The following is a 25,398-nucleotide window of genomic DNA, read 5'->3' as shown; positions in this document are numbered from 1 at the left end:
AGGGATTATGCGTTTCAGGCAATTGCTACCGCTTTTCAGTGCGCTTTTCGCGCTGTACATCATTTGGGGTTCCACGTACTTCGTTATTCGCATTGGCGTTGAAAGCTGGCCGCCGTTGATGATGGCTGGTGTTCGTTTTCTCTCTGCGGGGATTTTATTAACAGCATTCTTACTTATCCGCGGACATAAGCTGCCGCCTCTGCGCGTGCTCCTGAACGCCGCGTTAATTGGTATCCTGCTGCTGGCTGTCGGTAACGGACTGGTCACCGTCGCAGAACATCAAAATGTGCCTTCCGGTATTGCCGCCGTAGTGGTCGCCACCGTCCCGCTGTTTACGCTGTGTTTTAGCCACTTTTTTGGCATCAAAACGCGCAAACTTGAATGGATGGGGATCGCAATTGGACTCGCGGGGATCATCATGCTGAACAGCGGTGGTAATTTGAGTGGTAATCCATGGGGAGCAATTTTAATCCTGATAGGTTCGATAAGCTGGGCGTTTGGCTCAGTGTACGGCTCGCGCATAACGTTACCCGTTGGCATGATGGCCGGAGCCATTGAAATGTTAGCCGCCGGTATTGTGCTGATGTGCGCCTCGCTGATTTCCGGGGAAAAGTTGACCACTATGCCGACGTTTTCAGGCTTTATGGCGGTCGCCTATCTGGCCGTGTTTGGTTCTATTATTGCCATCAACGCGTATATGTACTTGATCCGCAACGTCAGCCCGGCATTAGCCACCAGCTATGCCTACGTTAATCCGGTTGTCGCCGTACTGTTAGGTACCGGCCTGGGAGGTGAAAGTCTGGCGCCCATCGAATGGCTGGCGCTTGGCGTGATTGTATTTGCGGTGGTACTGGTCACACTCGGTAAATACCTATTTCCCGTTAAAGCGGACGCCGTTGCGACCCCGTCGGAAAAGACGTTACAGTAAATGTATACCGAGGGTGTCGATCTGCGCACTGTCGCCACCGCCGCAGATCCACTCGATGACGCGTTCGGACAACGCGTCATCCCCCAGCTTTTCGCGCCCACGCAGGGCGCACTCCCAGACAATCAGTACGCGCCAGCCCAAAGCCTGCAATTTTTCACAATCCCGCGCGTCACGCTGAACATTTTTGCCTATTTTTTCCAGCCAGAACGCTGTTCGTGTGGTGGGGGCTTTGAATAGATAGCAGTTGTGATGATGCCAGAAACAGCCGTGGGTAAAAATCACACAACGATAATCATCCACCACGAAATCGGGACGACCGGGTAACGTCGCATCCTGCATGCGAAACGTTACCCCCTGCTCTGCCAGTACGCTGGCAAGGCGTTTTTCAATTGCGGTATCGCGGGTTGCTATCGCCCGCATATTTTTACTGCGCGTCGCTTTATCGTGAACGTCTGCCATGCAGTTTCTCTTTCTCGCGAATAGCAACCGCCTGTTTGATTTTTGGCTCCAGCAGTCTGGCTACCGCCGCAAATGCCGGGACGACCACCGAATTACCAAACTGACGATAAGCCTGTGTGTCCGACACCGGGATCCTGAACTGATAGCCCTGAGGTGATTCAAATCCCATCAGGCGCGCGCACTCTCTGGGCGTCAGCCTGCGCGGACGGTATCGCTGATTGTGCGGATCATCAAAATCCTTTTCACCCAGCGCCATATCCCAGCCGCGGTCGATCAAGATCTCGGCCCCATCTTTATAGTAACGCGCCGATAATGTGCGCGTTACGCAATCGGGATTGCCGGGATACACCATGCCATAGCCAAATCCATTGCCCCGTGCCTGATGCTTTTTCGCATAACGATACAGATATTTCCACAGCACCGGCGTGAGCACATATTTGGCATCGACGGTCGGCTCAAGTAGCTCCGCCAGCGTCGTACGCCGCTGAGGATAGAGGGAGACAATATCGCGCAGCGTGAAGTCTGATTTCAGATTCAGATCGCGGCGAAAGCCGACGAGCACAATACGTTCGCGATGCTGGGGCAAAAAATGTTGCCCATCGATAATTTTCGGATCGTCCGGCCCGTTATCGTGTGCATCAGCCACGTCATAACCCAGCTCATCCAGCGTTTGCATAATGATGCGGAACGTTTTCCCCTGATCGTGACTCTTCAGGTTTTTGACGTTTTCGAGCACAAATATTGCCGGCCGACGCGCATCAATGATGCGCACCACGTCAAAAAAAAGTGTGCCTTGCGTATCGCAGGCGAAGCCATGAGCCCGCCCTAACGCGTTTTTCTTTGATACACCGGCCAGAGAGAATGGCTGACAAGGAAATCCCGCCAGCAGCACGTCATGTTGCGGAACATGCTGGCGAATATGTTCCGCCGCCTGCAGGTCGCTCACCCCATCATGATGACTGAGGGTGATATCGCGAATATCTTCATTAAAATGGTGCTGGTGAGGATCGCAGTAGTGATTCGCTTTGTAGGTGCGCACCGCATGCTTGTTCCACTCACTGGTAAACACGCACTGCCCGCCAATCGCCTCAAAGCCGCGACGAATGCCGCCAATACCGGCAAAAAGATCGATAAAGCGAAAAGCATAATGTGGATGATGCGCAGGCGGCCTCGGCAGCAAGTCGTTCAGATGAGCCAACTCACCGTCGCTGAGGCGATGCCACGTTTCATTGGCAACTACTCGCTTGAAGATGGCCGGACTCCAACGGTTCTCGCCAACACCATTTAGATGAGCAACCAGCGTTTTCACGTCATATATTTCAAGCAACTTAGCCAAAATCACCTGTGCGGCGGCCTCGTTATCATCTGTCATCGGGTTCATGGAACCTGCTACTGAAAAATTATCCTGCATACATTTAACCGGCCGAAATGGATAGCTGACAGGTTAACATAAATTAGTGCGGTTGACGTTGCGGCTGTACTGGCGACTAACGCAGCTTAAAGGGTTGAATCGCGTCAAGATCCAGCATTTCATATTCTCCTTTTAACTCCGCACTCAGCTTCGCCATGTACGTCAGTAAGAAGTCAGCATTATGTTGCGCCAAATGCCGACCGTGTTCAGTTTGCATCGTCAGCGGCAGCGTCAACAATTTGGTCTGGAAGTGATCGAGTGCGTACTGTTTATCATCAAGGCTACGCTGTCGGGCAAACGGATCTTCCGCATCAAACAGCGCCACGCCTAACGCGCCGGACACGGCAAATACCCGTGCTAAACCAATTGCGCCCAACGCCTCAAGCCGGTCAGCATCCTGCACGATTTTGGCTTCAAGGGTTTCTGGTACGATTTTGGCGCTGAAACTGTGCGCCTCAATAGCATGGCACACGGCAGGTAATCGTTGTTGTGGGAAATCAGGGAAATCACGCTTCAAAACGCGACGCGTTTCCTGGGCTGCCAGTACCGACGAACGATGACGATCGGGATGGTTCTTCGGCAAACTGACGAGATCGTGGAAGTAGCACGCCGTCAGCACCACCAGCCAGTCTACGGTCACATCCATGCTCAACTTTTGTGATGTCATCCAGACGCGACGAAAATGAAAGATGTCATGGGCAGCGTCGTGCCCGGAATGATTGTCACGTAACCAGGCTTCAAATTTCGACTGCCAGTACTGTAGTTCCATACTCTCGCTCTTCGCAGAAAGAAAACAACCTTAGCAACAATTCTCATGTCAGACTACCGTCGACGCTTTTTATCATCACCACATATCATTCCTTTAATAACCATCACCCTCACGAATATATAAATCCATTATTCAAAACAAGCAGTTCAATTATAATCTCGCATGCAAAATAAATAACAAATATCAATAATATACAATTAAGCATATAAAAAACCCAAAATCATAACCATATGATAAAAAATACATTTATATGGTTAATATTAATTCAAATTACATACTATTTTAATTATTAAAAAGCGATAGTGAAATATTTTGAAATATCTTAAATACATTTGTTACATGTTATATTTAAAATTAAATGAACTTCATAGATAGTATTCAAATGTAGTCTTTCAGATAGCGTTACATATTCATTTTAATTATTATATAAAGGGAATACATAATGAAAAGAAAAGTAATGGCACTGCTTCTCCCTGCCTTATTAGCTGCAAGCGCAGCAAATGCGGCTGAAATTTATAATAAGAACGGCAATAAACTGGATCTGTACGGTAAAGTTGCTGCTCTGCGTTATTTCTCTGACGACGCAGGCAGCGACGGCGATCAGACCTATGCACGTCTGGGTTTCAAAGGCGAAACGCAAATCAACGATATCCTAACTGGCTATGGTCAGTGGGAATATAACATTCAAGCCAACGGCACCGATGGTGACAAAGGCGATTCATGGACTCGTCTGGCTTTCGCGGGCTTTGGATTTGGTGAGAACGGTACCTTTGATTACGGTCGTAACTATGGCGTCGTCTATGACGTAGAAGCCTGGACCGATATGCTGCCGGAATTTGGGGGTGATACTTATGCCCAGACCGACGTCTATATGACCGGTCGTACCAACGGTGTTGCTACCTACCGTAATAAAGGCTTCTTTGGTCAGGTTGATGGTCTGAACTTTGCCTTGCAGTACCAGGGTAACAACGAAGGTAGCAGCGCAAATCAAGAAGGTTCTGGTAATAGTAAAGGTAGAAAACTGGCGAAAGAAAATGGCGACGGTTTCGGTATGTCTACCTCCTATGACTTCGACTTCGGTTTGAGCCTGGGTGCCGCATACTCCAGCTCTGACCGTACCAATGACCAGGTTTCCCGTGGCCGTGGCGATAGTACTCATGTCAATAGCTACGCTGGCGGTGAAACAGCAGATGCCTGGACCGTTGGCGCTAAATATGATGCCTACAACGTTTACCTGGCAGCCATGTATTCTGAAACTCGCAATATGACCTATTACGGTTCAGGTGATGGATTTGCTGGCGGTATCGCTAACAAAACGCAAAACTTTGAAGCGACCGCTCAATATCAGTTTGATTTTGGTCTGCGCCCAGCAGTTTCTTTCCTGATGTCTAAAGGCGTTGATTTAGGTGGCTGGGAATACGACGGCAATGGCAATCCACGCTACACCGACAAAGATCTAGTTAAATATGTTGATGTGGGGATGACTTACTACTTCAATAAAAACATGTCCACCTATGTTGATTATAAAATCAACCTGCTGGACGAAGACGACAACTTCTATGAAAGCAATGGTATTGCGACAGATGACATCGTTGCCGTTGGTTTAGTCTATCAGTTCTAATTGATGCGCAAACAGGCAAGCCCGCTTTTTATAAAGCGGGCTTTTTCTTTATACGAAGCGTATTTTTTACCACACGAGCATTACAACGATAAACTTGTGAGGATACTCAAAGAAAAAGACATCCATGAGAACTGTCGTTGAAAGCAAGGCGTGCAAGTGCTTGAATAGTGGCGGAGAGAGGGGGATTTGAACCCCCGGTAGAGTTACCCCTACTCCGGTTTTCGAGACCGGTCCATTCAGCCGCTCTGGCATCTCTCCGTTTTGGCGGTTGCCATGATGCCAGGTAATTTGGCATTTTAACAGACCCAGTTCCGTCAATTTCGTTCAAGTGACGAGTTTGCGAGCAAAACGATGATTAAGTGGCCCTGGAAAGAACAAGAAGCAACCCGGAGTGACGATTGGCCGTGGGACAACGCCCTGGCTATTCCCCTTTTGGTGAATCTCACCGAGCAAGAACAAGCCAGACTTATTGCCCTGGCCGAGCGCTTTTTACAACAAAAAAGATTAGTCGCTCTTCAGGGGTTTGAGCTGGACCCACTAAAAAGTGCGCGCATAGCTCTGCTATTCTGTTTACCTGTTCTGGAAATGGGGATTGAGTGGCTCGACGGGTTTCATGAAGTTCTCATCTACCCTGCCCCATTTGTCGTAGACGATGAATGGGAAGACGATATTGGGCTGGTGCATAATCAACGCGTGGTACAGTCCGGGCAGAGTTGGCAACAAGGCCCGATAATCCTCAACTGGCTTGATATTCAGGATTCCTTTGATGCCTCCGGCTTTAATCTGATCATCCATGAAGTGGCGCACAAGCTTGATATGCGTAATGGCGATCGTGCCAGCGGTATTCCGGCGATTCCCCTGCGCGATATCGCCGGTTGGGAACACGACCTGCATGCTGCAATGAACAATATTCAGGATGAGATCGATCTGGTTGGAGAAACTGCGTGCAGTATAGATGCCTACGCAGCGACCGATCCTGCTGAATGCTTTGCCGTGCTATCGGAGTATTTTTTCAGTGCTCCTGAATTATTTGCTCCGCGTTTTCCTGCCTTATGGCAGCGTTTCATCCAGTTTTATCGCCAGAACCCCATGGAGCGGTTACGCGATACCCGGGGAGACGACGATTATCGCTCACCAAACACGCATTAACACTGAATTTGAAGATTAATTAACCAATTGAAATGACGCGCTAATTTTACTGTTGACACCTCATGATGAGGTCAGTAATATGCGCCTCGTTCACACGATTCCTCTGTAGTTCAGTCGGTAGAACGGCGGACTGTTAATCCGTATGTCACTGGTTCGAGTCCAGTCAGAGGAGCCAAATTTAAGAAGCCCGCTTAAGGAAACTTAAGCGGGCTTTTTGCTTTTCACGTCTGTGTAAAAGCTGCCTCTATGAGCGCTCAGTCTGCCATAACTCCCCATTCCATGCCGCATCACATCGTTGATTAAAGTTGTGTAAATGTAAATCGTTTAAACTTTGCAATTATTGTAAGTGCTAGTGATTATCATTTATTGTACGCGAGCCAAAAGAACGAGCCCCGACTCGGTTCACTGTATGTTCCAATTACTCTGGGATAAAAACGATGAATGCTCTGACTCGCACCGGATTGCGCCGTATCACGCTTGCCTCTGCCCTCCTCTTCTCTGTCAGCCTGCCGGCTTTCGCTCAGGAAACGTTAACGCTTTACACCACCCGTGAACCGGGCCTGATCCAGCCTTTACTTGATAGCTGGACTAAAACCAGCGGTATCAAAGTAAGTACGGTCTATATCAAAGACGGTATGCTGGAGCGTGTTAAGGCTGAAGGCAAAAACTCCCCTGCCGACCTGCTGATGACCGTCGATGCCGGAAATCTCATCGATTTAGTTGAAGCCGGCGTCACCCAGCCGGTAGAGTCAGAAGCGCTGAAAGCCGCCATTCCGGCGAATCTGCGCGGCGCGGATAATCAGTGGTTTGCGCTTTCTATGCGCGCCCGCGTACTGTATGCCGAGAAGTCGCTGCCAATCGATAACTGGCATTACGAACAGCTCGCCAGCCCAGAATACAAAGGTAAAGTTTGTATTCGTTCCGGTCAGCACCCCTACAACACGGCGCTGATCGCCGCGATGATTGCCCATCATGGTGAAGCTAAAACTGAAGAATGGCTACGCGGCGTAAAGGCTAACCTGGCGCGTAAAGCCACCGGCGGCGATCGCGATGTTGCCCGCGATATCCTCGGTGGAATTTGTGATATCGGCCTGGCCAACTCCTATTATGTCGGTCATATGAAAAACGCCAAAGAAGGCAGCGATGCTCGTCAGTGGGGCGATGCCATTAAAGTCGTTAAACCAACCTTTGAAAATGGCGGTACGCACGTCAACATCAGCGGCGCTGCCGTTGCCCGCTATGCGCCAAATAAAGCCGATGCCGTTAAGCTGATGGAATATCTGGTTTCCGCGCCTGCCCAGCAGCAGTATGCGAAAGCGAACTTTGAATATCCAGTACTGAAAGGCGTAACGCTTGACCCGGTCATTAGCGCCACAATCGGTGAAATCGACGTCGATAAAACGCCGCTCACCGAGATCGTGAAGTATCGTAAACAAGCTAGTTTGATGGTAGATAAAGTTGGATTCGATCAATAAACCGCTGCAGTTTCCGACGTTACGCGGCCTGGTTTCCGGGCCGCAGTCATTATTAACGCCGTTGCATCTTGGCGCGTTGTGCGTCGCGCTTGGCGTCCTGACCCCCATCGTTGCGCTGATCTGGCAGGCCACTCAGGCTGATTTATCCCACTGGGATAATCTTATGACATATGTACTGCCTTCAGCGCTAAAAAACACCGTGCTGTTGCTAGCGGGTGTCGCGATAATGGTTGGCGTCATTGGCGTAGGCAGCGCATGGGCGGTAACGGCATGGGATTTCCCTGGGCGAAAAATTCTCAGTTGGGCGCTGCTGTTGCCGCTGGCAATGCCGACCTACATCGTTGCCTTTGCATGGCTCGATCTGCTGCATCCGATTGGCCCCCTGCAAACCTTTATCCGTTTTATACTGGGCTTTGACAACCCGCGACAGTTCCGTCTGCCCGATTTACGTTCCCTTTCCGGCGCAATAATCTTGCTCGGATTAGTGCTTTATCCTTACGTGTACCTGACAACCCGCGCCATGTTTATCAGCCAGCCGGCCCATCTATTGGAAGCAGCGCGTACGTTGGGATGCAGCGCGACCGGGACCTTTTTTCGTGTTGCACTCCCCATGGCACGCCCGGCACTGGCCGTCGGGATCAGTCTGGCGTTGCTGGAGACGCTTAACGATATTGGCGCGTCGGAGTTTCTCGGGGTACAAACGTTAACCGTTACCGTATACACCACATGGATCTCTCGCTCTGATTTATCTGCCGCAGCGCAAATCGCCTGCATGATGCTGATGTTTATATTCTTTATTCTGACGCTGGAATTTTATGGCCGCAGAAAACAGGGATTCAGCAGCCGTAGCCTGCGGGAAATTCAACCCACCCGCGTGCAAGGCTGGCGTGGCTGGCTACTCGGTGTCGTTATTTCGCTGCCGGTTGTGCTGGGCTTTCTGGCCCCGGTGCTGTTTTTAATCTGGGAAAGCGCCAAACGTATAGATGATGAGAGCCCTATATCCTCCTCGTTACTGTCTGCATTACAAAATACGTTATCACTGGCCGCGGGAACCACGTTGGTGGTGGTTTGCGTCAGTATGTTGGTGGCCTGGAGCGCGCGGCATAGCGCCGCAGACAACGCGATGTCAGGATTTCGCCGTGGTGTGATGCGTCTGGCTTCTTTAGGCTACGCGGTTCCCGGTACAATTCTGGCGATTGGTTTTTTAACCCCCGCCATGGCAGTCGACCGCTGGCTGGCAGATTTACTGGATGTTCGCGGCCTGCCGCTGATGTCCGCCGGGATCCTGCTGGTAATTTGTTGTGCCATGCGTTTCCAGGCGATCGCTATCGGCGCACTGGATTCCGGCCTGGGCCGAATTCCGCCTTCGCTGGAGCAGGCTTCTCGTCTGTTGGGTGAGAATGGTGCCGGCACATTTGCACGAGTTCATTTCCCATTGCTGCGCCCGGCGTTAGTGAGTAGCGCCCTGCTGGTTTTTGCCGATGCTATGAAAGAACTGCCAACAACGTTGCTGTTGCGCCCGGTAAACTTCGAAACGCTGGCAACGTTGCTGTATGCAGAAGCCGCCCGTGGAACCTATGAAGAAGGTGCTATCGCCGCGCTAATGATTGTTTTAGCTGGCACGCTACCGGTTATTTTGTTGGTGCGTCACCAGATGACTCGCCGTGGTTAAGAGAGTAACAATGTCAGAAATTGCATTACGACTCCAGGATGTGCACGTTGCCTACGGCAACAGCCAGCAATCGGTGCTGAGCGGGTTTTCAATGTCGGTACGTAAAGGAGAGATCGCCTGTCTACTGGGCGCTTCAGGTTGCGGAAAAACCACAGTGTTACGCGCAGTTGCCGGATTTGAACGGCTGCGAAGCGGAGAGATCTATGTGTCGCAACGCCGCGTTGCCGGTTCAGGTGTTCATCTGCCGCCGGAAAAACGGCATGTCGGCATGGTCTTTCAGGAATATGCGCTATTCCCTCACCTGACGGCGCAACAAAATGTGGCCTTTGGGTTACGACGTATGCCGCGTGAGCAGCAGCAGGTCCGGGTGGCGGAGCTGTTAAAAATGGTGGAGTTGCACAGTCATGCCAGCCGTTATCCGCATGAACTGTCCGGCGGTCAACAGCAGCGTATCGCTCTTGCGCGCGCGCTGGCGCCGCATCCGGAAATCCTGCTGCTCGATGAGCCTTTCTCCAGCCTTGATAAGCGCACGCGTGAGCGTCTTGGCAACGAGGTGCGGGATATTTTGCGTGCCGCCGGGCAAACGGCACTGCTGGTTACACACAGCGAACACGAGGCGCAGCTAATGGCAGACCATATTGGCGTGGTAAAAATGGGCCAGTATCAAATTAAAAAAGCGACCCACTCAGGCTAAGGGTCACAGGGTCGCCTTGAAAATTAGTAATGGGTCTGAGTCAGACTGATATTCACCGGCATGCCGGAGCGTCTTTCCAGTGCCTGATTTCCGCGACTCATATCCACGTCATTCCCGCTGATGAAGGTGCGCAGCGCGGGGGTGACTGGCAAGGGAACTTTTCTGTCAGACTCGTATTCCGATCGGTTTCGTGACAGTGGTTCATGCACTTCCACCCAGCGACTACCGTCCGGCTCTACGCTGTATTTCACCGGTCGGTCTATCAGTTGCACACGCGTCCCTACCGGTACGGTATCAAACAGATATTTAATGTCGTCATTACGCAAACGGATACACCCCTGACTTACCCGCAGACCAATACCGAAATTCGCATTTGTGCCATGAATGGCATAAAGCCTGCCGATATAAATCGCATACAGTCCCATCGGGTTATCTGGCCCGGCAGGAACAAACGCCGGCAGGCTTTCCCCACGTGCTGCGTATTCGCGCCGGGTATTCGGCGTAGGCGTCCAGCTTGGTGCTTCCTGCTTACGTTCTACCGCCGTCACCCAGTTACGCGGCGTTTCTCTGCCCGCCTGGCCAATGCCAATGGGTAAAACCTCAACCGTATTGCTGCCAGCGGGATAATAGTAAAGGCGCATTTCTGCGACGTTGATTACGATCCCCTCGCGTACAGTATCCGGTAATATCAGTTGCTGTGGCACAACCAGCGTCGAGCCAGACTTAGGCAGAAAAACATCCACGCCGGGATTGGCCTCCAGCATATTGCTCAACCCCTGTCCGTACTGCGCGGCAAAAGCTTCCAACGGCTGAGTGTTTCCTGAAGGTACCGTAATGGTCAAAGGGCTCCCCACCAGGCGACTGCCTTCAGGCGGGAGCGGATAACTCACCGCCTGCGCGCTCTGACTCACGAGCAGCATAATGAGTGAACAAAGCAGTTTTACACGACGCATTTTTTTCCTTTCCTTCGCCGCAGCAGATATCCGTTTATTATAGCTTTTATTATCTGTTTTAGTGGGTTACGCCTAAAATCCGCATAAAAAAACCCGCCATAAGGCGGGGTCAGGAACTCACGTAACTATGCTTCCTTACCATCCGGAAGCACAATGTTACTGGCGGCAAGCTGCCCCATGTTGTTGTACATTGCACAGGCGGCTTCAACAATCGGCATCGCCAGCGCGGCCCCGCTGCCTTCGCCCAAACGCATCCCCATATTGAGATACGGCTCCAGTTCAAGATGCGCCAGCGCGGTGCGAGCCCCCTTCTCGGCGGAGAAATGTGACGGGATCAGGTAAGGTTTAATCTGCGGCGCAATCTGGCAGGCCGCCAGCGCAGCGGAATAAGAGAGAAAACCGTCCAGCACGACCGGCAGGCCGCAGGAGGCCGCCCCCAACATCACACCCGCCATGCCGACCAGATCAAACCCGCCTACCTTAGCCAGCACATCAATACCGTCATTGCGATCCGGTTGATTGACGGCAATTGCTCGCCGCACAACATCGACTTTATTGCCTACTCTTGAAAGCGGCAGGTTAGCGCCGATGCCTACCACATCCTCGGCATCGCTGCCGGTCAGCACGCTGACGATTGCCGCCGCTGGTGTCGTATTTGCCATACCAAGTTCACCGACGCCAAACAGCGTTACGCCATCTTTGGCCAGCTCATGGGTATAGCGGATAACCTCCAGCAGCAGCTCCTCGGCCTGCGAACGACTCATTGCCGGGCCTTGTGCAATATTGCCGCAGCCGCGCGCCACGCGCATATTCACCACGCCAGGGATAAGCTCAGCATCGATGCCGACATCAATCACATGTACCTTTGCCCCCGCCTGAGCGGCCAGCACACAAACGCCTGTCGTCCCACGCGTCATATTAGCAGCCTGAATAGCCGTGACGATTTTAGGCGAAACGGCAACCCCTTCATCCCATACACCGTGATCGGCGCACATCACCAGCATCGCTTTGCCATTCACATGCGGTACGCCCTTCAGACCCGGCATTCCGGCCAGTTGCACGGCGAGCGACTCGAGTCGACCAAGACTTCCTGGCGGTTTAAGCAAGCCATCGACATGCTGCTGTGCACGCAGCATCGCAGCACTATCAGGTGAAGGGATTGCGCGGAGTAAAGAGGTTAAAGTCTGCATAAGGGTTCCAGTATGTTGGCTGACTCAGAGCAGAGCCAGCAGGAAAATCAACTCGCCAAGTTCAATGGCTGCGCCCAGCGTATCGCCGGTCTGCCCACCCAACGTGCGTTTTAATAACTGCCCAAGAATAAAAATCGCCACTATCGTGATAACCAGCGCCGCCACGCCGCGCATGCCAGGAAGAAGCACGGCAGCCAGGATCGCCGCAAATCCCAACGTGACGCAGGTTTGACGCCCGGTGACTTTACCGATAAAGACATTGCCCAGCCCTTCTTCGCGGGCGTAGCGATGTCGATACATCAGTAAAACAGCGGTACCCCGCCCGGCGACACAAGCGGCTGCAAGCGCCGCCAGCATCGGCGTGCCCCGCAAAGCCAGTTCGCTCACCACCAGCACTTTCGCCAGCAACACGAAAATTAACGCCAGTCCACCGTGGGTCCCCAGGCGGCTGTCACGCATGATTTCCAGCATCCGCTCACGTCGACGGGCCGAAAAAATACCGTCACAGGTATCCGCCAGACCGTCGAGATGAAATCCCCCGGTTAATAACGCCAGCGTGAGGACTGCAAACAGGGCCGCCAACGGCACACCACACCAGGGCTGCAGCGCCATAAAGACCAGCCCCGTCAGCCCTCCCAGCACCACGCCAATTAGCGGGAACATCACAATGCCACGTGAATAGTGCTCGAAATCCAGTCCTTGCGACCAGCGAGCAGGAACGGGCAAGCGACTAATAAAAGAGAGCATTGCCCAGAACAACTTACTCATTTAATTTTGACTCCAATTCCTGATACCACCAGCCAGACCTCATCAGCCGCCGCCGCCAGTCGCTGGTTCACACGTCCTGCAATATCGCGAAAATGCCGTGCCAGACGGTTCTCCGGAACAATCCCCATTCCGACTTCGTTAGTGACCAGCACCACCCTGGCCGGACAGCGCTGACAGGCCGCAATCAGCGAACGAATTTCATCCTCAATAGATTGCTCCATCGCCGCGTAATCCCAGCTATCCGGGTCGCTATCACCGCCCAGCGCAAACAGCAGGTTGGTCACCATCGTGGTGATGCACTCCAGCAGAATGGCTTCTTGTGGATCGTTTGCTGCCGTAATCAGTTCATCGAGATGTTGCCAGCGTTCGGCTGTCCGCCAGTGCGCAGGACGTCCGTCACGATGATGCTGAATTCGCGCAGCCATCTCCTCATCAAAAATCTGCGAAGTCGCGATATACAAAACGTTTGGAGAATCTGCGATCAGCGCTTCCGCATGCCGACTCTTGCCGCTTCGTGCGCCGCCAGTCACCAGAATCGTCATACTGGCTCCCGGTGTTGCTGCATGATGGTATAAATTTTCTCAATATCGATGTGTTGCCGCATCGCATCCGCCAGCAGATCAAACTGCTGCGATTTATATTGCGCGTAATGGAAGGTGGAATCCAGCGGCGCTAACCCTTTACGTTCTCGCAGGCCATTAACCAGCGCACGGGTAAATTCATCGCTGTCGAACAGACCGTGAAGATAGGTGCCGAACGCCAGGCCATCGGCAGTGACCGCGCCATCAGCCACGTTGCCACCGTCTTTACGCAGCGTCATCACCGACCGGCATTCCTCGGTTAATGCCGTTTCGCCCATATGAATTTCATAACCGCGAACGGATAATCCCGCGGTACCCGCCAGCCAGTCCGGCAGCGAGGAGGACATTTGTCCCTCAACCAGGGTCGTGGTTTTGTGCTGGGCAAAATGCGTTACGGTATTGAGCAAGCCCAGACCCGGCAACGTACCGAGTCCTGACTCAACTTCATCAATGATGGTTTCGCCGAGCATTTGATAGCCACCGCAAATCCCCACCACGGGTACGTTATTACGATGTAATTGCACCACGCCATGCGCCATCCCGCTTTCACGCAGCCACACCAGATCGCCCAGGGTGTTTTTGCTGCCGGGCAGAATCACCAGATCGGCCCCCGCCAACTCTTCAGGCTGGCGAACATAGCGCACGCGCACATCCGGCTGTGCGGCAAGCGCATTGAAATCAGTAAAGTTAGAAATGTGTGGTATCTGAACAACGGCGATATCGATGTCGCGTTTGTCTGTGCGCAAATATTTGCCCTTTTGCAGCGCAACGCCATCTTCATCTTCCAGATCAACGTCCAGCCATGGCATGACGCCCAGGACCGGAACGCCGGTCAGCGCTTCAATTTGCTCAATCCCGGAATACAGCAACGCCACATCACCGCGAAATTTATTGATGATCACCCCTTTTACCCTGGCGCGTTCATGGTCGTGCAGTAGCGCCAGCGTGCCGTAAATGGAGGCGAACACCCCGCCGCGGTCGATATCCGCCACCAGAACGACAGGGCACTGCGCCATTTCAGCCATCCCCATATTGACGATATCGCGATCGCGCAGGTTAATCTCAGCCGGGCTTCCCGCCCCTTCGAGTACCAGCACATCGAACTCCTGCGCCAGACTGTTATAAACAGACAGGATTTGATCCCGTAGTTTCGGTTTGTACTCGTGGTAGCTCACCGCATCCATATCGGTTGCCACTTTGCCCATCAGCACAACCTGCGCTTTACGATCGCTGGTCGGCTTAAGCAGCACCGGATTCATACGCACATCTGGCGTAATACCGGCGGCCTCAGCCTGAAAAATTTGCGCGCGGCCCATCTCTTTGCCCTCTGGCGTAATGCCAGAGTTCAGCGCCATGTTCTGCGATTTGAACGGTGCGGTACGCAGTCCATCCTGATAAAAAATTCGACACAGACCGGCGACCAACACGCTTTTACCTACATCAGATGCCGTTCCCTGCAACATTATTGCCTGCGTCATGACGCCTCCTTCAGTGCGTTCTCTCGCATACAGCTAAAAAATTCAGCCTCTGTTTTACACAGCGGGAAGCCCAGCTCGGTATGCAGCTTCACCAGCCAGGGCTGAGTTAATCCCGCTTGTTCAATAAGATCCGTCCGGGCAAACACATCACCCGGCGAGCCGTGCGTTAGCACTTCACCCCGGCGTAAAACGTACACTGCATCGCTGACTTCATAGATAAGATCGATATCATGGCTGGAGATAACCACGTGGTTTCCTTGCGCTACGATGCGTTTGATTATCTCAATCATCTGCGTGCGGCCTGATGGGTCAAGGCCCGCAGTAGGTTCATCCAGTAGCAAATACTGCGCCTGCAACACCAACGCCCCGGCAATCGCCACACGTTTTTTTTGCCCGTGGCTTAAACACTGAATAGGCTGATGGCGAAAATGCTGGGCATCAACCAGCGTGAGCGCATCATCCACCCGGCGGGAGATTTCAGCTTCATCCACCCCAAGGTTGCGCAGGCTGAAAGCAATATCGCTGTCGATATCGGTATAAAAAATTTGCTGGTCGGGATCCTGAAATACGGTTGCCACCTGCTGACGCAGCGCCAGCAGGCCGCGCTTGCTGTAATCCAGCGGTTTGCCTTGCCACATCACCGCGCCTTCCTGCGGACGCAGTAAACCACTCAGGTTCATAAACAGCGTGGATTTCCCGCAGCCATTAGCACCTACCAGCCCGGTGACGGCATGCGTTGAAAAGTCCAGCGTTAGCCCTTTGAGGATCGGGTCATCCTGATAGCGAAACCAAAGCGCTGAAGTGGCAAGCATACTTTTCCTTACAGGTGAAAATCACCCTGATACAGTTTGATATCCAGTGTGGTGGTCATTTGCTGGTAGCGGATCAACACGCGGGTAAACAGCAATCCCACCAGCATCGCCAGCGAGCGATAGCCCAGCGGCAAGCTACGATAACCAAAACGTAGCGTTTGTGCGCGATGAATAGCCAGCGCCTCGTCTAACAGGATAAAAATAAAGCGCCAGGTTAGCAGGATCTGCTCAGTGAGCAGGCGAGGAACGTGCGCGCGTTTGAGTAAGATAATCAATTGCGGAAACGGCAGATTCAGTACCAGCCAGAACGTCGCAGCCAGCGCAGCCAGGCTGCGCCAAAAGGTTTCATTGGCGGTGACAAGCCCTGGCGCGCTAACGCCTAACCAATAGCTTCCAACGGGGATGCAGGCCAGCAGCGTCTGCGGATCGCGGCTAAAACTAAACAGAATGGTCACGACACCGACCGTCAGAAAACCAAACGGTAATGCCATCCAGCGACACCAGCGCCAGAAGGAAATGCGCAGCAGCCAGCAGCTCAGCGCGGCAATCAGTAACAGCTCAATACCCTGCCCCAACGGGGGCAGAGTAAACGCCAGAATCATCATCATCAGCCAGAGCAGAAATTTCCGCACGGGTGAGACATGAAACCAGCGGCTTTGATAGCTAAGCCTGTCAAGCCCGGTCATCACGGCGTTGCCTGCCCTTGGTGTAACCCAGAATGTAGAAAATCACGGCTGCGCCCAGCGATCCCTGGAGCGTAAACAGCAGGCTTTCAATCTCACCGCTTGCCGGTTCATACAACGGCTGGAACCACGGCTCATAATGTGGGGCAATTGCCTGAATCTGACTCTCCGCCTCACCGTCTGAGCCGCCGTACTCTCCACCATGGTTGATAAAGAACGGCAGGATCACCAGCGCCACTACCATCCCTAACAAAATCAGCGTCTTTTTCATCGTTAATGTCCTTGAGCGGTAATCAACTGCCGTTTGGTTAACTGGTCATAAATCATTACGGTGAGCAGACCTTCCGCTATCGCAATTGGGATCTGCGTCAGGCAGAAAATCCCCATGAACTTGATGATTGAACCCGTAGCACCGGCGGATGGGTCCGGGAACGCCACGCCCAGTTGCACCGAGGTCACGAAATAGGTGACGAGATCCGCCAGCATCGCGCACAGGAAGACGCAAACATCACGACGCAACCCCGCACGGCAGGCCATTTTCCATACCATGTAACCCACTACCGGGCCAATCACCGCCATCGACATGCCGTTAGCGCCAAGCGTTGTCAAACCACCGTGCGCCAGTAACAGCGCCTGGAACAGCAGGACGATTGCCCCAAGGATTGCCACCACGCCCGGTCCAAACAGGATAACCGCCAGGCCTACCCCGGTAGGGTGCGAGCAACTTCCGGTAACAGAAGGAATTTTCAGCGCCGACAGCACAAAAATAAACGCGCCGCACAGAGCCAGTAACACTTTTTGGTGACTATCTTCCTGCACGATTTGGCGCAGCCGCACCAGCCCGTACCACAGGCACGGCAAAAACAGCAGCCACCAGGCCAGCGCCCACATCGGCGGCAAGAAACCTTCCATTATGTGCATGGCGAACGCTTGTTCAGGAACAACCATCAGTAATAGCGCCGCAGCCAACCCGCTGAAAGACAGCTGTTTTAGCTGTTGTTCAAGCTTCATTGTGCATACTCCCACTGTTTATTGACCAGAATGGTCGAGAAATAAGGCAGCGGCTGATCGTCGCTCACCTCATCGAGATGACGCCAGCACTGTTCACCCGGCAGCGTGGCTTCAGACATCATCAATGCACAGCCCAACAAACCCTCTTGTTGCAGCAGCGCTTTGATGCGCGCAAAACGACCGTAAACCTTCATCAGCACCAGACTGTCATGCTGCTTTAACGCCTGCTGGATTTCCGCTTCCGGCGCGGTACAAGAGACCACGGCCAGTGACTGTTGCTCCATGGCGAGCGGCGTTTTTGACCGCGCGGCAATCGCAGCGAAAGAGGTCACGCCCGGGACAATTTCTAACCAGTCAGGACAGCCAATACGCTGGAGTAAAAAAACCCAGGTGCTAAACAGCATGGCGTCGCCGAGAGTAATAAAGCCCACCTGCTTACCCGCTTCGACTTCCTGAACCAGCGCGGCCGCAACGTCATCCCATACCGCCTCTTTTTCGGCGCTGTCAGCACTCATAGGAAAATGGCAGCAGCGAACTTCGGTCTGCTCGCCGATATATTCACGTACGATCGACAGAGCCAGACTGTCGCCACCTTTGCGCCCGGCGGGTGCATAGAGAATATCCAGCGTACCCAGCGTGCGTGCGGCCCGCACGGTGATAAGATCGGAAGCGCCAGGCCCGGTGCTTAATGCGTACAGTTTTCCGCTCATGCTGCTTCCTCCAGCGCCACATTAAGCGCCTGTTGTAAATGCGCCACGAACATAGCGCGAACCGCAGGATTCTCACCCAGACCACTGAGCCACGGCGTAGCCGGTATCCCGGCCGCATTGAACAATGTTTTCCACGAATCCTCTTCGTCAGAGGCCATATCATTGATGGCATGATCGCCAGCAACTAACATCAGCGGCATCAGATGCACCGCCGTCACCCCTTCCTGAGACAAACTTTCAATCAGCACATCGACTTCCGGGTAGCTTTCCACCGCCCCAACCCGCGCCGGGTAGCGCTGTGCCGTCATCATATGGTCGAGGCAGGCATAGGCAGCAAAGGCATGATGGCTGGCACCGTGTCCCATAAACACCACTTTTTCATTTTCGCCAAGCACTGGCATTTGCTGTTGCAGCGCCAGCATCAGCTGGGCGTAATCGTCATGGCTGCTCAGCAGCGGAACACCCAGCGTCAGGCGAGAAAAAAGCGGGCGCATGCTTTGCACTTCGCGGACAATTTTTTCGTATTCATCACCGTTGATAATGTGCAACGACTGAATAGCCACGTCCTGATACCCCTGCTCCGCCAGCTTTTGCAGTGCCTGCAGCGGCGTGTCGATCTCAATGCCGTCGCGCTGCTTGAGCTTGCGGATAATCATCCCGGAGGTAAACGCCCGAAACAGGTCGCGGTCAGGGCAACTGGCTGCGAGATCGCGCTCACAAGCCACAATATTTTTCTCACAGGTGTCGTGATAGCTGGTGCCAAAGCTGACCACCAGAAGCGCCTTTTTCATCTCTAACTCCTTAAGCAGCGGCCAACCAGCGCGTTAAACGCGCCCCAAAGGCGGCCTGACTTTCCAGTAACTCTTCTCCCGTCACCAACGGTGCCGGACGTGTAATCACGATGCAGGGGATACCAGCATCCAGACAGGGTTGAACTTTTTCCTGATAACCACCTTCCGCACCGGATGCCTTAGTGATCACCACATCAGCCTGACACTGGCGATAAAACGCAGCGTTGAACTCGGCGCTAAACGGCCCGCACAATGCAAAAATCTCACCGACGCCAAATCCCAGGTCCGCGCATTGCTGAATAACCTCGGGTACAGGTAGGACGCGCGCCAGCAGCGTTTTTTCAGGCAACCCTTCGCGCCAGATAGCCAGATCTTTACTGCCGGTCGTCAGCAGCACGCGGTCGCCGAAACGGCGCGCAACCTCGCAGGCTTGCTGAATACTCTGAACGGTATGAAGCTGCGGGTGAGTTAAACCGCTCAACTGCTCAGGACGTTGATAGCGGCTCAGCAGTACCCCCGCCGCTTCGCAGGCGTTCATGATGTTGCGGCTCACCACCTCGGCATACGGATGCGAGGCGTCTATCACCCAGCGCGTCCGATTTTCCTGTAGCCAGGCAATCATTTGTTCGCGCTCCAGACGCCCGCAGCGCACCTGACCTTTGATATCTCCCGCCAGCTGCTTCCCCGTTGGCGTCGCAACTGACAGGGTGTAGGCCACATTGGCTGCGTCCAGTTGCTGGCACAGCATGCGCGCATCGCTGGTACCGCCCATGACCAACACATCACCGTAATTCACAGCACATAACCTCGTGGCGTGATCATCAGACCGTCCTGAACATAGGTTGTTTTGTTGCCAACAATCACAATGCTGGTCATATCAACCGGTTCAAAGTCCATTTCACCCAGGGTGGTCAACCATTTTTCCTGTTTTTTACGTCCGGCTGACTTCACAATACCCACCGGCGTTTGCGCGCTCTTGCTGGTAGAAAGCAGCTCAAATGCGCGCGCCAGATGTCCTTCGCGACCCCGACTGCGCGGGTTGTAGAAACAGATTACAAAGTCTGCTTCGCCGGCAGCCACTATGCGTTTTTCGATAACTGGCCACGGTGTTAACAGATCGCTCAAGCTGATGTGGCAGAAGTCGTGCATCAACGGCGCACCCAGCAAAGAGGCGGCGGCAATACTGGCCGTCATTCCTGGGATCAGCCTGACCTCAACGTCCAGCTTTTGCTTGCTGACCAGCTCAAGCACCAGCCCGGCCATACCGTAAATCCCTGCATCACCGCTGCTGATCAGCGCCACATTGTGACCTGCCTGCGCCAGTTCGATCGCCGCCTGGCAGCGTTCAATCTCTTTGCACATCCCGGTTTTGATCACCTGCTTGTCGCCAGTGAACGCTTTTACCAGGTGGGTGTAGGTTTTATAGCCAACGATGATTTCCGCTGCCTGCAATGCTTCAACGGCTTCCATGGTCATCATTGCCTGCGAGCCAGGGCCAATTCCAATTACGCTTAACATCAGTGTGAAACTCCCAAAGTGATAGTGACGCCCTGTTCTCGCAGGGTCTCGCCTAACAGTTTTCCGTGGCTCAGCAGCCAGGCTGCAGGACCGGAAACGCTTCCTGTACCCACCGTTTTGCGAACAAACGATGAGGCCGGAAAACGGTGTTCATGCTCACGCAGCGCGTCAGCAGTAAAGGTTTCGAAAGGAACGCGACAGCACGAAGCCAGTTGGATAAGTCCCTGTTCATCTTTTTTCAGCGTGATACTGCCAATCGCTTTTAGCGCCAGCGGATCGAGCTGCTGGGCTTCGAGTTGCCTGGCAAGCAGCGCGGCCAGCAACGGGAACGGCGTGTCACGACGACAACCAATTCCGGCCACAACACGCTGCGGCACCAGCTTCCAATGCGGAACAGGCAGATCGGGTAAGTTGGTGCGTAAGGTGATACACACCAGCGCATCTAGTTCAGGAAGCTGATTGAGATCGGTTACCGTGATAAAACCGCGCCGGTCGCAATGACTGACATCCTGCGTCAGTTCATCATCCCACCACAGCCCAACCCGCTTATTACTGACCAGCATCTGATTAACGATCTTCACCGCCGAACGGAAATCACTCATCCGGGCATTCAGTTGAAATGCCAGCGTATCCAGTGCCGCCATATCGTTGACATCCGTCGCCGTGGTGATCACCGGATCGGCGCCCAACATGCCCGCCAGATACCGCGCCAGCGCATTGGCACCGCCCGCGTGACCGGAGAGCAGGCTGATGACATGCTGGGCGCGTTCATCAATGACTACCACCGCCGGATCGCAAAATTTGTCGTTGACCAGCGGGGCCAGCACGCGCACCGCAATGCCGGTCGCACCGATAAAAATCAGCGCCGAGTAATTCGCAAACGCTTCGCGGGCAGTATTCGCAAAGCCGTTTTCGAAAGGAATGAATCCCTCCTCCAGCAGCTTTTCACTGGTAAAACAGGTGACCGGCAGCATGGCTGCCAGACGTTTTGCCAGCGTAACGCCTCCCGGGGTCAGGCAAAAAAGCGCAATTGACTCAGGCTTTACGGTATTCATGGCTAAAGTCCGCCGCATAGAGTTTGGAGTAGTGATACTCCGAGCCCAGGAAATTACCGACCAGAATAAGGGCCGTTTTACGGATGCCCGCATCACGAACCTTGTCGCCAATATCCGCCAGGGTACCGCGCACAGTCTGGCTTTCCGGCCAGGTTGCCTTGTAGATCACCGCCACGGGCGTGGTCGCCGGATAACCGCCTTCAATCAAACGCTCGGCCACACGATGAATACGCTGAACGGACAGGTAAATCGCCATAGATGTCTGGTGACTGGCAAATGACTCCAGCTGTTCGCGCTCCGGCACCGGCGTGCGTCCTTCCAGGCGGGTAATGATCAGGCTCTGTGAGACCTCAGGCACGGTATACTCAACGCCCAACTCCGCCGCCGCACCAAGGAATGCGCTGACGCCGGGCACCACCTGCCAGTCAATCCCGCGTTTGGTCAGTTCCTCGCCCTGCTCGCGCACGGAACCGTACAGCGAAACATCGCCGGTTTGCAGACGCACCACGGTCTTACCCGCTTTCACTCCGGCTTCCATCAGATCAAGGATCTGCTCCAGATGCAGTTCAGCGCTGTCGTGGCATTCAGCACCAGCAGGACAATATTCCAGCAGTTCGGTGTTAATCAGCGATCCGGCGTAGATAACAACCTGCGCCTGCTGTAGCAACCGGTAACCTTTGAGGGTAATCAGCTCGCGATCGCCAGGACCTGCGCCAACAAACCACACGCTACGGGGATCAAAAATCTCAGACATGGTTTCCTTCCTTCTGACAGGCGATAACAAATACGGGGTTATTCGGTTTGAAATAGTGACCACTGCCAAGCGTGGTAAGCGAGGAAACCTGTAGCTGCAGGCAATCCACTCCCGGTACGCCAAGATGGTCCAGATGTGCCAGCGCGGTGTTGAGGTTTTCCTGGAGGATGAATGTCATCACCAGCCGCCCTGCGGGATGCAATTGACGCATTGACCAGTCAATCAGTTCAGTCAAATGGCCACCGCTGCCGCCCATGAAAATGGCATCGGCTTTTTCAGCGATGGTCATCGGTGCAACACCGGGAAAAATGTCGATGTTTGCACAGGCAAAATGCTGGCGGTTTTCATCCAATAACCTGAGCGCCGCCGGGTTACGCTCGATTGCCGTCACGCGCAATCCAGGGTATTGCAGCGCGGCTTCTATCGACACGCTGCCGGTTCCTGCGCCAATATCAATCAGGTGACTGGCGCGGTGTAATTCAAGTTTTGAGAGGGCAAGTGCACGTACCGCTTCTTTGGTCATCGGCACTTTCTCTCCACGTAAAAACAGCTCATCTTTCATCAAGGATCACCACTGCATTCATGTCATAGTCGGCGTTAACTTCGCTCACAGGCAGGAAATGGATCCGTTCGTTTTCCATTGCCAGGTTTTCGCCAATCACCATCCAGCGATGTCCCTTGCCTCGTGCAATGAGCTGCTGCGCAATTTCACGCGGGCCGCACTGCGCATCTGTCACCATCGCCACCTTGTTATGTCGCGCCAGTTCATCGAAACAGACGCTGCGACCATGGCTACTGGTCAGCCACATATCGTTCATATCAATACCGGACTGCGCACACAGGTACTGCACCGCGCTAATACCGGGAATAATGCGCACATTTTCAATACCGAAATGCGCCACCATGCGCGTCCCGATGCCGTAAAACAGCGGATCGCCAGATGCCAGCACCACAACGCGTTGCTCCTGGTGCGCGCAAATCCAGTTCAAGAGTTCGAGAATATTGGCGCCGAGAACAAACTGTTCACCGGTAAAATCCGGGAATTGCTGCAAATGTCGCTTTCCACCGACCAGAACATCAGCCGTTGCGACCGCTTCACGCGCCGCAGGCGTCATCAAATGCAAACCGGCTGGTCCCATCCCTACAACGGTTAACATTGCATCTCCTCAGCAATCTCTGCGACCGGGCGATTACTTCCAAGCACCTGATTATCAAAAGAGAACATGATGGCGTCACAGGTCGGGGGATTTTTGGTAAAGCGCAACGTTTGCAGGACGCGCATACAGATGCGCTTAGCCAGATGGTTGTAAATGTGCTGAAAACCGTATGCTTCTATGTGTTCCATCGCCGCCTCGGTGGTATCGCAGTCGCTGACCAGCGTGAGCAGTTCCAGCGGCGCCCCCAGTAACGCGAGGTGGGCCACCAGCGTTTCCATGCGAGCATCGGCAATATGGCTGTGGGTATGAAAGATCCCCGCCGCAATTTTGACGAGCTTACCAGGGTGTCCCACCAGCACAATTTGTCGGAACCCCAGACGGACGGCTTCTTCAATCATGTAGCCGACAAAATTGCTCATAGTGACCACAACCTGGGTGTCGATCCCCATCTGCTCACGCACAAAACGTTCGCCGTGGTTTCCTGGTACCAGTACGACACGCTCCAGCCCCGCCGCTCGCTTAATTTCCAGCTCCAGCGACAGTGAACGTTTCCAGCTTTCTTCTGACATCGGCGTGACGATCCCAGTCGTACCAATGATCGAAATGCCGCCCAGAATGCCAAGGCGGGAGTTGTAGGTTTTTTGCGCCCGCTCTTCGCCTTCCGGCGCGAAAATTTCAATTTGCGCCCCACGATTCGGACCAATCGCCTCACGAACCGCAGACTCAATGGTCTGGCGAGGTGTGCGATTAATCGCCGAACTGCCCACCGGCAGGCCGATCCCTTTGCGGGTTACCGTGCCAACGCCTTCCCCGCCCTGAAGGGTTATCTCTTTGCTATCGTTTAACGTCACGCGGGCAAAAATCAGCATGCCGTGGGTGGCATCCACATCATCGCCACCGTCTTTGCGGATGGCGGCTATCGCCTGCTGTCCTTCGATATGCGGTGACTCTACGTTCAGACACAGCGTCACACCTGATGGCGTCACGATAGAAACCTGATGGATCAGGTGCTGGCGCAATACCATCAGCGCCGCCACTTTTGCCGCCGCCGTCGCGCACGATCCCGTGGTATATCCTTTACGCAGCGCTTTACCGTTGTGCCACACAGGCGTATCGAAGGACTCGCTCATCGCGCCCCCTGCATGTGATAAAGCATGGCGTTGACGATCGCGGCGGCGACGTTACTTCCCCCTTTACGACCTAACGCAGCAATGGCGGGTAGATTGCTTTGGGTCAGTGCATCTTTCGACTCTTCTGCACCGACGAACCCAACCGGTACGCCAACGACGCCACTGACGGCCACATCATGCTCAAGCAGGCGGAACAGCGCTGTCGGCGCGTTGCCAAACACAAACAGCTTTTCACCCTCTTCCTTCACCGCAATGTCAACGGCCGCCATTGACCGGGTAATGCCCTGCTCTTTTGCCGTCCGCACGACCCGCGGGTCGCTGATGTAGCAGCGGCATTCGCCACCGAATTTTGCCAGCAGCGTTTTATTAATCCCGGAAAGGGCCATAGTGGTATCGGTATAAATCACGCTCGAACGGCTAAGCGCCGCACAGAACTGCTCCAGCACATCACTGGAAAACCACAGAATGTCCAGCCAGTCGAAATCCGCTGTCGTGTGAATGACCCGCTTGATAATGGCTTCATGTAACGGGCTGGCAAACTGATAGTCCGGGCGGGTTTCACGGATGATCTCGCCAATAATGTCGAAACTTTTGGCCTCAATCGCCTGGGGTTGCTGGATATATTGCAT

At 53.7% G+C, this 25,398-nt stretch carries 28 protein-coding genes and 2 tRNA genes; 7 read left to right on the top strand and 23 right to left on the bottom strand.

What is annotated here, in order from left to right:
- The first annotated feature begins 7 nt into the window (after positions 1 to 7).
- Complete coding sequence (gene yedA, locus OGV65_RS15755; protein WP_047502067.1) at positions 8 to 928, top strand: drug/metabolite exporter YedA; 921 nt, start codon at positions 8 to 10, stop codon at positions 926 to 928.
- Here yedA and OGV65_RS15750 read toward each other — a convergent pair.
- From OGV65_RS15750 to OGV65_RS15740, 3 genes are all read right to left on the bottom strand, one after another.
- Entirely contained in the window at positions 920 to 1,387 is a 468-nt protein-coding gene (locus tag OGV65_RS15750) for a very short patch repair endonuclease (RefSeq protein ID WP_235117119.1), read from the bottom strand. The two genes, yedA and OGV65_RS15750, sit on opposite strands and share 9 nt — an antisense overlap.
- On the bottom strand, positions 1,368 to 2,798 hold the full coding sequence (locus tag OGV65_RS15745; RefSeq protein ID WP_200107942.1) for a DNA cytosine methyltransferase: 1,431 nt from the start codon (positions 2,796 to 2,798) through the stop codon (positions 1,368 to 1,370). Before OGV65_RS15745 ends, OGV65_RS15750 begins: the two co-directional genes overlap by 20 nt.
- Before the next feature lie 76 nt (positions 2,799 to 2,874).
- The gene (locus tag OGV65_RS15740; RefSeq protein WP_053389322.1) at positions 2,875 to 3,567 is read right to left on the bottom strand and encodes a phosphohydrolase; all 693 of its coding nucleotides are present in this window, start codon (positions 3,565 to 3,567) and stop codon (positions 2,875 to 2,877) included.
- 442 nt (positions 3,568 to 4,009) lie between these two features.
- Here OGV65_RS15740 and ompC point away from each other — a divergent pair, with 442 nt between their 5' ends.
- Entirely contained in the window at positions 4,010 to 5,188 is a 1,179-nt protein-coding gene (ompC, locus tag OGV65_RS15735; RefSeq protein ID WP_235117117.1) for a porin OmpC, read from the top strand.
- 168 nt (positions 5,189 to 5,356) lie between these two features.
- Here ompC and OGV65_RS15730 read toward each other — a convergent pair.
- Positions 5,357 to 5,446 (bottom strand) — tRNA-Ser (locus tag OGV65_RS15730).
- Between the two features lie 93 nt (positions 5,447 to 5,539).
- Here OGV65_RS15730 and mtfA point away from each other — a divergent pair.
- The 5 genes from mtfA (at position 5,540) to OGV65_RS15705 (ending at position 10,178) form a co-directional block, all read left to right on the top strand.
- Positions 5,540 to 6,337, top strand: a complete 798-nt coding sequence (mtfA, locus tag OGV65_RS15725; protein WP_259686339.1) for a DgsA anti-repressor MtfA — start codon at positions 5,540 to 5,542, stop codon at positions 6,335 to 6,337.
- A 99-nt stretch (positions 6,338 to 6,436) separates the two neighbouring features.
- Positions 6,437 to 6,512: transfer RNA gene (locus OGV65_RS15720), tRNA-Asn, on the top strand.
- A gap of 262 nt (positions 6,513 to 6,774) precedes the next feature.
- On the top strand, positions 6,775 to 7,812 hold the full coding sequence (locus OGV65_RS15715; protein WP_286455148.1) for an extracellular solute-binding protein: 1,038 nt from the start codon (positions 6,775 to 6,777) through the stop codon (positions 7,810 to 7,812).
- Positions 7,796 to 9,484 (top strand): ABC transporter permease, encoded by a 1,689-nt coding sequence (locus OGV65_RS15710; protein WP_286455147.1) that lies wholly within the window; start codon positions 7,796 to 7,798, stop codon positions 9,482 to 9,484. Before OGV65_RS15715 ends, OGV65_RS15710 begins: the two co-directional genes overlap by 17 nt.
- Before the next feature lie 10 nt (positions 9,485 to 9,494).
- Positions 9,495 to 10,178 carry an ABC transporter ATP-binding protein gene (locus OGV65_RS15705; RefSeq protein WP_065554950.1) on the top strand — a complete coding sequence of 228 codons (684 nt, stop codon included), beginning with the start codon at positions 9,495 to 9,497 and terminating at the stop codon, positions 10,176 to 10,178.
- A 23-nt stretch (positions 10,179 to 10,201) separates the two neighbouring features.
- On the opposite strand, the gene ldtA is transcribed toward OGV65_RS15705, so the two are convergent.
- From ldtA to OGV65_RS15610, 19 genes are all read right to left on the bottom strand, one after another.
- The gene (gene ldtA / locus OGV65_RS15700) at positions 10,202 to 11,131 is read right to left on the bottom strand and encodes a L,D-transpeptidase (RefSeq protein ID WP_185654816.1); all 930 of its coding nucleotides are present in this window, start codon (positions 11,129 to 11,131) and stop codon (positions 10,202 to 10,204) included.
- A gap of 125 nt (positions 11,132 to 11,256) precedes the next feature.
- Complete coding sequence (gene cobT / locus OGV65_RS15695; protein WP_204551797.1) at positions 11,257 to 12,321, bottom strand: nicotinate-nucleotide--dimethylbenzimidazole phosphoribosyltransferase; 1,065 nt, start codon at positions 12,319 to 12,321, stop codon at positions 11,257 to 11,259.
- Between the two features lie 24 nt (positions 12,322 to 12,345).
- Positions 12,346 to 13,089 (bottom strand): adenosylcobinamide-GDP ribazoletransferase, encoded by a 744-nt coding sequence (gene cobS, locus OGV65_RS15690; RefSeq protein WP_047415506.1) that lies wholly within the window; start codon positions 13,087 to 13,089, stop codon positions 12,346 to 12,348.
- Positions 13,086 to 13,631 (bottom strand): bifunctional adenosylcobinamide kinase/adenosylcobinamide-phosphate guanylyltransferase, encoded by a 546-nt coding sequence (gene cobU, locus OGV65_RS15685; protein ID WP_286455145.1) that lies wholly within the window; start codon positions 13,629 to 13,631, stop codon positions 13,086 to 13,088. The genes cobS and cobU overlap by 4 nt, the downstream gene beginning before the upstream one ends.
- Positions 13,628 to 15,148, bottom strand: a complete 1,521-nt coding sequence (locus OGV65_RS15680) for a cobyric acid synthase (RefSeq protein WP_047357945.1) — start codon at positions 15,146 to 15,148, stop codon at positions 13,628 to 13,630. The genes cobU and OGV65_RS15680 overlap by 4 nt, the downstream gene beginning before the upstream one ends.
- Entirely contained in the window at positions 15,145 to 15,960 is an 816-nt protein-coding gene (locus tag OGV65_RS15675) for an energy-coupling factor ABC transporter ATP-binding protein (protein WP_046275697.1), read from the bottom strand. Before OGV65_RS15675 ends, OGV65_RS15680 begins: the two co-directional genes overlap by 4 nt.
- Before the next feature lie 8 nt (positions 15,961 to 15,968).
- Positions 15,969 to 16,646, bottom strand: a complete 678-nt coding sequence (locus tag OGV65_RS15670) for an energy-coupling factor ABC transporter transmembrane protein (RefSeq protein WP_200047032.1) — start codon at positions 16,644 to 16,646, stop codon at positions 15,969 to 15,971.
- Entirely contained in the window at positions 16,633 to 16,914 is a 282-nt protein-coding gene (locus OGV65_RS15665) for an energy-coupling factor ABC transporter substrate-binding protein (RefSeq protein ID WP_006683999.1), read from the bottom strand. Before OGV65_RS15665 ends, OGV65_RS15670 begins: the two co-directional genes overlap by 14 nt.
- A 2-nt stretch (positions 16,915 to 16,916) precedes the next feature.
- A complete protein-coding gene (gene cbiM, locus OGV65_RS15660) occupies positions 16,917 to 17,654 on the bottom strand; it encodes a cobalt ECF transporter S component CbiM (RefSeq protein ID WP_016153516.1) in 738 nt (245 codons plus the stop codon).
- Positions 17,651 to 18,364 (bottom strand): cobalt-factor II C(20)-methyltransferase, encoded by a 714-nt coding sequence (locus OGV65_RS15655; protein ID WP_016156863.1) that lies wholly within the window; start codon positions 18,362 to 18,364, stop codon positions 17,651 to 17,653. Before OGV65_RS15655 ends, cbiM begins: the two co-directional genes overlap by 4 nt.
- Positions 18,361 to 19,155: a sirohydrochlorin cobaltochelatase gene (gene cbiK, locus OGV65_RS15650; RefSeq protein WP_046275696.1), complete on the bottom strand. Its 795-nt coding sequence runs from the start codon at positions 19,153 to 19,155 to the stop codon at positions 18,361 to 18,363. Before cbiK ends, OGV65_RS15655 begins: the two co-directional genes overlap by 4 nt.
- Before the next feature lie 10 nt (positions 19,156 to 19,165).
- Positions 19,166 to 19,951, bottom strand: a complete 786-nt coding sequence (locus OGV65_RS15645) for a cobalt-precorrin-6A reductase (RefSeq protein WP_047499027.1) — start codon at positions 19,949 to 19,951, stop codon at positions 19,166 to 19,168.
- Positions 19,948 to 20,673 carry a precorrin-3B C(17)-methyltransferase gene (locus OGV65_RS15640; protein ID WP_286455143.1) on the bottom strand — a complete coding sequence of 242 codons (726 nt, stop codon included), beginning with the start codon at positions 20,671 to 20,673 and terminating at the stop codon, positions 19,948 to 19,950. The genes OGV65_RS15645 and OGV65_RS15640 overlap by 4 nt, the downstream gene beginning before the upstream one ends.
- Positions 20,673 to 21,728: a cobalt-precorrin 5A hydrolase gene (gene cbiG, locus OGV65_RS15635; protein ID WP_016153520.1), complete on the bottom strand. Its 1,056-nt coding sequence runs from the start codon at positions 21,726 to 21,728 to the stop codon at positions 20,673 to 20,675. The genes OGV65_RS15640 and cbiG overlap by 1 nt, the downstream gene beginning before the upstream one ends.
- Complete coding sequence (locus OGV65_RS15630; RefSeq protein ID WP_003030275.1) at positions 21,709 to 22,482, bottom strand: cobalt-precorrin-4 methyltransferase; 774 nt, start codon at positions 22,480 to 22,482, stop codon at positions 21,709 to 21,711. Before OGV65_RS15630 ends, cbiG begins: the two co-directional genes overlap by 20 nt.
- On the bottom strand, positions 22,475 to 23,044 hold the full coding sequence (locus OGV65_RS15625; protein WP_016153521.1) for a decarboxylating cobalt-precorrin-6B (C(15))-methyltransferase: 570 nt from the start codon (positions 23,042 to 23,044) through the stop codon (positions 22,475 to 22,477). The genes OGV65_RS15630 and OGV65_RS15625 overlap by 8 nt, the downstream gene beginning before the upstream one ends.
- Positions 23,034 to 23,639: a cobalt-precorrin-7 (C(5))-methyltransferase gene (locus OGV65_RS15620; RefSeq protein WP_047357940.1), complete on the bottom strand. Its 606-nt coding sequence runs from the start codon at positions 23,637 to 23,639 to the stop codon at positions 23,034 to 23,036. Before OGV65_RS15620 ends, OGV65_RS15625 begins: the two co-directional genes overlap by 11 nt.
- Positions 23,633 to 24,769 carry a cobalt-precorrin-5B (C(1))-methyltransferase CbiD gene (gene cbiD, locus OGV65_RS15615; protein ID WP_016153523.1) on the bottom strand — a complete coding sequence of 379 codons (1,137 nt, stop codon included), beginning with the start codon at positions 24,767 to 24,769 and terminating at the stop codon, positions 23,633 to 23,635. Before cbiD ends, OGV65_RS15620 begins: the two co-directional genes overlap by 7 nt.
- Positions 24,766 to 25,398: a cobalt-precorrin-8 methylmutase gene (locus OGV65_RS15610; RefSeq protein WP_008785140.1), complete on the bottom strand. Its 633-nt coding sequence runs from the start codon at positions 25,396 to 25,398 to the stop codon at positions 24,766 to 24,768. The genes cbiD and OGV65_RS15610 overlap by 4 nt, the downstream gene beginning before the upstream one ends.

Origin of the sequence: Citrobacter sp. Cb004, assembly GCF_030337065.1 — a bacterium.
Taxonomy (GTDB): domain Bacteria; phylum Pseudomonadota; class Gammaproteobacteria; order Enterobacterales; family Enterobacteriaceae; genus Citrobacter; species Citrobacter braakii.
The sequence above is the reverse complement of the archived record's forward strand: the minus strand, read 5'-3'. Positions and strand labels throughout refer to the sequence as shown.

Bases quoted from the DNA above. Each gene is read 5' to 3' on its own strand.
- yedA (WP_047502067.1), top strand. From the start codon at position 8: ATGCGTTTCAGGCAATTGCTACCGCTTTTCAGTGCGCTTTTCGCGCTG.
- OGV65_RS15750 (WP_235117119.1), bottom strand. From the start codon at position 1,387: ATGGCAGACGTTCACGATAAAGCGACGCGCAGTAAAAATATGCGGGCG.
- OGV65_RS15745 (WP_200107942.1), bottom strand. From the start codon at position 2,798: ATGCAGGATAATTTTTCAGTAGCAGGTTCCATGAACCCGATGACAGAT.
- OGV65_RS15740 (WP_053389322.1), bottom strand. From the start codon at position 3,567: ATGGAACTACAGTACTGGCAGTCGAAATTTGAAGCCTGGTTACGTGAC.
- ompC (WP_235117117.1), top strand. From the start codon at position 4,010: ATGAAAAGAAAAGTAATGGCACTGCTTCTCCCTGCCTTATTAGCTGCA.
- mtfA (WP_259686339.1), top strand. From the start codon at position 5,540: ATGATTAAGTGGCCCTGGAAAGAACAAGAAGCAACCCGGAGTGACGAT.
- OGV65_RS15715 (WP_286455148.1), top strand. From the start codon at position 6,775: ATGAATGCTCTGACTCGCACCGGATTGCGCCGTATCACGCTTGCCTCT.
- OGV65_RS15705 (WP_065554950.1), top strand. From the start codon at position 9,495: ATGTCAGAAATTGCATTACGACTCCAGGATGTGCACGTTGCCTACGGC.
- ldtA (WP_185654816.1), bottom strand. From the start codon at position 11,131: ATGCGTCGTGTAAAACTGCTTTGTTCACTCATTATGCTGCTCGTGAGT.
- cobT (WP_204551797.1), bottom strand. From the start codon at position 12,321: ATGCAGACTTTAACCTCTTTACTCCGCGCAATCCCTTCACCTGATAGT.
- cobS (WP_047415506.1), bottom strand. From the start codon at position 13,089: ATGAGTAAGTTGTTCTGGGCAATGCTCTCTTTTATTAGTCGCTTGCCC.
- cobU (WP_286455145.1), bottom strand. From the start codon at position 13,631: ATGACGATTCTGGTGACTGGCGGCGCACGAAGCGGCAAGAGTCGGCAT.
- OGV65_RS15680 (WP_047357945.1), bottom strand. From the start codon at position 15,148: ATGACGCAGGCAATAATGTTGCAGGGAACGGCATCTGATGTAGGTAAA.
- OGV65_RS15675 (WP_046275697.1), bottom strand. From the start codon at position 15,960: ATGCTTGCCACTTCAGCGCTTTGGTTTCGCTATCAGGATGACCCGATC.
- OGV65_RS15670 (WP_200047032.1), bottom strand. From the start codon at position 16,646: ATGACCGGGCTTGACAGGCTTAGCTATCAAAGCCGCTGGTTTCATGTC.
- OGV65_RS15665 (WP_006683999.1), bottom strand. From the start codon at position 16,914: ATGAAAAAGACGCTGATTTTGTTAGGGATGGTAGTGGCGCTGGTGATC.
- cbiM (WP_016153516.1), bottom strand. From the start codon at position 17,654: ATGAAGCTTGAACAACAGCTAAAACAGCTGTCTTTCAGCGGGTTGGCT.
- OGV65_RS15655 (WP_016156863.1), bottom strand. From the start codon at position 18,364: ATGAGCGGAAAACTGTACGCATTAAGCACCGGGCCTGGCGCTTCCGAT.
- cbiK (WP_046275696.1), bottom strand. From the start codon at position 19,155: ATGAAAAAGGCGCTTCTGGTGGTCAGCTTTGGCACCAGCTATCACGAC.
- OGV65_RS15640 (WP_286455143.1), bottom strand. From the start codon at position 20,673: ATGTTAAGCGTAATTGGAATTGGCCCTGGCTCGCAGGCAATGATGACC.
- cbiG (WP_016153520.1), bottom strand. From the start codon at position 21,728: ATGAATACCGTAAAGCCTGAGTCAATTGCGCTTTTTTGCCTGACCCCG.
- OGV65_RS15630 (WP_003030275.1), bottom strand. From the start codon at position 22,482: ATGTCTGAGATTTTTGATCCCCGTAGCGTGTGGTTTGTTGGCGCAGGT.
- OGV65_RS15625 (WP_016153521.1), bottom strand. From the start codon at position 23,044: ATGAAAGATGAGCTGTTTTTACGTGGAGAGAAAGTGCCGATGACCAAA.
- OGV65_RS15620 (WP_047357940.1), bottom strand. From the start codon at position 23,639: ATGTTAACCGTTGTAGGGATGGGACCAGCCGGTTTGCATTTGATGACG.
- cbiD (WP_016153523.1), bottom strand. From the start codon at position 24,769: ATGAGCGAGTCCTTCGATACGCCTGTGTGGCACAACGGTAAAGCGCTG.
- OGV65_RS15610 (WP_008785140.1), bottom strand. From the start codon at position 25,398: ATGCAATATATCCAGCAACCCCAGGCGATTGAGGCCAAAAGTTTCGAC.